This is a genomic window from Mycobacterium gordonae (assembly GCF_001417955.2).
In the GTDB taxonomy this organism is placed as follows: Bacteria; Actinomycetota; Actinomycetes; order Mycobacteriales; family Mycobacteriaceae; genus Mycobacterium; species Mycobacterium gordonae_B.
Genome location: NZ_LKTM01000117.1, coordinates 1 through 3,586, shown reverse-complemented (window position 1 = coordinate 3,586; position 3,586 = coordinate 1). Strand labels below are relative to the sequence as shown.

Here is a 3,586-nt window from a genome sequence, read left to right as displayed (position 1 = left end):
TGCCATCGTGTCGATCATCTCGCTTCCCCCGCCAATCTTGCGGGATTCAGCGTGTCCAACACCTGGGGTCAGGCCCCGTAGCCCGTACATGGGTCATGTATTCACGTATATCGGAAGAGCAACTCGTATGGTTTGTCGAACGTGCAACCAGCGCGCCGTGGCCGCCAGCCGACGCTGATCTTCTACGCGCTGAGCCGAATATCCGAAATGGTCTCTACGACCAACTCGAATCGTTCTACCGGCACTTTGAACAGGACGCGCCAACCAACGTGGCTCGATCGAAAATCAGCAAGGTACTTCACATCAAGCGCCCCGCGGCTATCCCCATCCTTGATTCCAAGGTGACCGATGTGTACCGCCAGTTCGCTGAGCAAGCCGCGGACCGCTACCCGCGTCTGAAATATCAAAAAGCCGCCTACTGGCCCGCCATTCGTGACGACTTGATCACCAATACCGAGTCTGAAGCGCTTACGCGGCTACGCGCGGAGCTCGGCGACGAGGGCACACTAGGCGCCAACCTGCACTGCATCACAGATCTGAGACTGCTCGACTGGGGTTCCCCAGAAAAAGTGGACGCGGTTAGCTTGCTTCCGGGGTGACTTTCAGCGTGTGCTCGTAGGTGATGGGTGAGCGCATTCCGATTGCTGAATGTCTACGTCGATGATTATAGAATCGCATCCAATTGTCAACTGCTGCAATCAATTCGGACTTGGTGCGGAAGGTGTGCCGGTAGTAGTACTCGTGCTTGAACGTCGACCACAGCGATTCGGCGCCGGCATTGTCCCAGCAAATGCCGGTTGCACCCATGGAGCGGCGCAGCCCGTGCGCCGCCGCAGCGGTGGCCTGGTCATGGGCGGTGTACTGGGCGAGTTCAATCGGTCGATGCAACACCGGGTTGTTGAACCGAGTGTAGTTGCTCCGCAAAGACTTCGACTGGAGTCTTCCAGTCGAGTACCTTGCGTGGCCTGTTGTTGAGCGCAAGGGCGACCGCTTCGAGTTCTTCTGGGGACCATCGGGATAGATCGGTCCCCTTCGGAAAATATTGACGCAGAAGGCCATTCGTGTTCTCGTTTGTGGGCCGCTGCCAGGGTGAGTGCGGGTCGGCGAAAAACACCTGCGTCCCGGTGTCCAACGTGAACTGAGCATGCCCGGATAGCTCTTTGCCGCGGTCCCAGGTCAGGGTCTGACGTAGCTGCTCGGGCAGCTGCGCCAGCGATGCGGCCAGGGCGGCGTTCATCGCGACGGCACCGTATCCGCTGAGCGCCGGCCCATTCTTCACCGGCGGCGCCTGTCCCCACCCGTCGAGTCGGGGAAGGTGAACCAGCATCGTGGAGCGGCTTTTGCGTTCGACGAGCGTGCCGACTGCCGACCGGCCGATTCCGATGATCAGGTCGCCTTCCCAGTGCCCAGGCACGGCGCGATCGGCGGCCTCGGCGGGGCGTTCGCTGATGACGACGTCAACAGTGACGTGTCCCTGCGGTTTGTTTTGTGTCCGGCCCCTTGGGACCCGCAGCGCACGGCCAGTTCGCAAGCAAGCGGCCAACTCTCGTTTGAGCGCCCCACGCCCCTCGATGAACAGTGATTGGTAGATCGCCTCGTGACTGATGCGCATGGACTCATCATCGGGGAAGTCGATCGGCAGGCGGTGTGAGATCTGCTCCGGGCTCCACGCAGTCGACCAGCGCCTGTCCTGTCGATGCGGCTTGTTCCGTCCCTTCCAGGCTTCGGTCCGTGGGCCTGTGACGACAGAGCCATCGGGTCGGCGGACGCTGCCGTTAAGTCGCTCCTGCACATACTCACGTAGCTGATCGTTGACTGCGAGCTTCGCGGTTTTCGGCCGCTTTGCAGCTTGCTGGGCCTTCCATTGGGCCACGCCTGCGCGATAGACCGGCTTGCCACTCCTGGTGGCCGCGTTTCGTCGCAGCTCACGAGAGACGGTCCCCGGGTCACGCCCAATCTGGCGGCCGATCTCACGCACAGCGACATCCCGGGCACGTAGCAGGGCGATTTCCTCCCGCTCAGCGAACGACAGATACCGTCCCGTGGGCTCATCCAAACTGATCGGTGTCATCCCGCCAGCGTGGCGGAACCACCTGGTCGCCACCGGTGTTGACACACCGACTGCCTCGGCAGCATCTTCTGTTGAGACACCCTGCGCGATCAGCCGCCAGAACTCCCGCTGCACCGAACGCGACGGTTCCGGCCGGCCCGGTGATCGCATCGACGGCCGCAACGCACGATCAGCCGCCCACTGCCGCCGCACAACGCCGCCCGGCTTCGCTTCCTTCGGCTTCGCCACACCACACCTCCTTGATCAAGGTGTTGCGACGACCAGTTGAATTCGCCCTGGGTGCCGCGATCCGAATGCAGGATCACCCCCGCAGCGCGGCCGCCGCGGGTGAACACCGCGCGGTCCACCGCAGTGGTGACCAGCTCTGTGCGCATATGATCATCGACGGTCCAGCCCAGCACGCGGCGGGAATGCTCATCGCGGATCGCACACAGGTACATATCACCCTCACCGCAGCTCAGGTAGGTGATATCGGTAGACCACACCGCGTCGATGCGACCCTGATCAAAGTGGCGACCGACCAGATCGGGTGGGAACGACGCCGCCGGATCGACGACGGTGGTGGTCTTGAACGAACGTGGACTGATGCCCTCAATACCCAGTTCGGCCATGATTTTGGCCACGGTGTTGCGCGAGACCCGTTCACCTTCCTCGTGTAGATCGGCGGTGATCCGCGGCGAGCCGTAGGTGCCGTGCGAGGCCTTGTGGTGTGCGGAGATCTTGACTTCCAGGTCCCGGCGGCGCTGGGCGGCCGGTGTGGGCTCGGGCTCGGCGAGGCGGGTCAGATGCTTGTAGTAGCCCGAGGTGGACACGCCCAGCAACTGGGCCATGCGGGTGACGTCGAAGGCGGCGCACTCTGCGGCCATGAGCTCAAAGCGGCTCACCTTAGATGTTTGCCCGCAAAGTACGCCGAGGCTTTTTCCAAGAACGCGATGTCCTTGGACTGCTCGGCCACCTTCGCTCGTAGCCGGATCAACTCGGCACGCTCATCAGGTGAAAGCGGTTGGCCGTCATCATGATCCGGTGATCGACTGCGGCCAGCGGCCGACATCCGGCGCCGCTCCTCCCGGACCCACTTATGCAACAGGTTCTCGTGCAGATCCAATTCGCGGGCAACCTCGGCGACCGGCCGATTCCCGTCAATGACCAAGTGCGCGGCTTCGACCCGGTACTCCGGGGAAAACGAACGCCGAGAACCAGGCATACGAACATCCTTCCAGGGGACCACCGTCCCGCTATCTCAGATGTCCACTACTTTTGGGAAACCTCAGACATGCTGACTTGGCAGTAACTTCGCAAATGCATCGTCGTGAAGGTGCAGCCCGATAGTTGGCGGTCGTACCCGGCAACGGACCGGCACACACCCCCGTCGCAGACGACGGCCCATGATCACTGGACCTCGACACCCTCACAAGAGTGGACCCCACAAGCATCCATTGAGCAATGATCAGAACCTGTGGATGAGCCTCGGCGAGGCGGGCGTAGGAAAGGGCGCACCTTCCCGAGGATGATCTG

Annotated in this window: 5 protein-coding genes; 1 reads left to right on the top strand and 4 read right to left on the bottom strand. The window is 62.1% G+C overall.

Annotated features, from left to right (window positions below):
• Positions 1–95 precede the first annotated feature (95 nt).
• Entirely contained in the window at positions 96–599 is a 504-nt protein-coding gene (locus AO501_RS12465) for a DUF6308 family protein (RefSeq protein WP_156452503.1), read from the top strand.
• Here the strand turns inward: AO501_RS12465 and AO501_RS12460 are convergent.
• From AO501_RS12460 to AO501_RS12445, 4 genes are read right to left on the bottom strand one after another with little or no spacing between them, the layout of a single operon-like run.
• Positions 580–888: an integrase core domain-containing protein gene (locus AO501_RS12460; protein WP_156452502.1), complete on the bottom strand. Its 309-nt coding sequence runs from the start codon at positions 886–888 to the stop codon at positions 580–582. The two genes, AO501_RS12465 and AO501_RS12460, sit on opposite strands and share 20 nt — an antisense overlap.
• On the bottom strand, positions 872–2,221 hold the full coding sequence (locus tag AO501_RS12455; RefSeq protein ID WP_419775670.1) for an IS30 family transposase: 1,350 nt from the start codon (positions 2,219–2,221) through the stop codon (positions 872–874). The genes AO501_RS12460 and AO501_RS12455 overlap by 17 nt, the downstream gene beginning before the upstream one ends.
• The gene (locus tag AO501_RS12450) at positions 2,161–2,955 is read right to left on the bottom strand and encodes an IS3 family transposase (RefSeq protein WP_156452501.1); all 795 of its coding nucleotides are present in this window, start codon (positions 2,953–2,955) and stop codon (positions 2,161–2,163) included. The genes AO501_RS12455 and AO501_RS12450 overlap by 61 nt, the downstream gene beginning before the upstream one ends.
• The gene (locus tag AO501_RS12445) at positions 2,952–3,275 is read right to left on the bottom strand and encodes a transposase (RefSeq protein ID WP_055578027.1); all 324 of its coding nucleotides are present in this window, start codon (positions 3,273–3,275) and stop codon (positions 2,952–2,954) included. Before AO501_RS12445 ends, AO501_RS12450 begins: the two co-directional genes overlap by 4 nt.
• Between the last annotated feature and the right edge of the window lie 311 nt (positions 3,276–3,586).

Excerpts from the sequence above, each read along its gene's own strand:
- AO501_RS12465 (WP_156452503.1), top strand. The coding sequence starts at position 96 with ATGTATTCACGTATATCGGAAGAGCAACTCGTATGGTTTGTCGAACGT.
- AO501_RS12455 (WP_419775670.1), bottom strand. The coding sequence starts at position 2,221 with ATGCGATCACCGGGCCGGCCGGAACCGTCGCGTTCGGTGCAGCGGGAG.
- AO501_RS12445 (WP_055578027.1), bottom strand. The coding sequence starts at position 3,275 with ATGCCTGGTTCTCGGCGTTCGTTTTCCCCGGAGTACCGGGTCGAAGCC.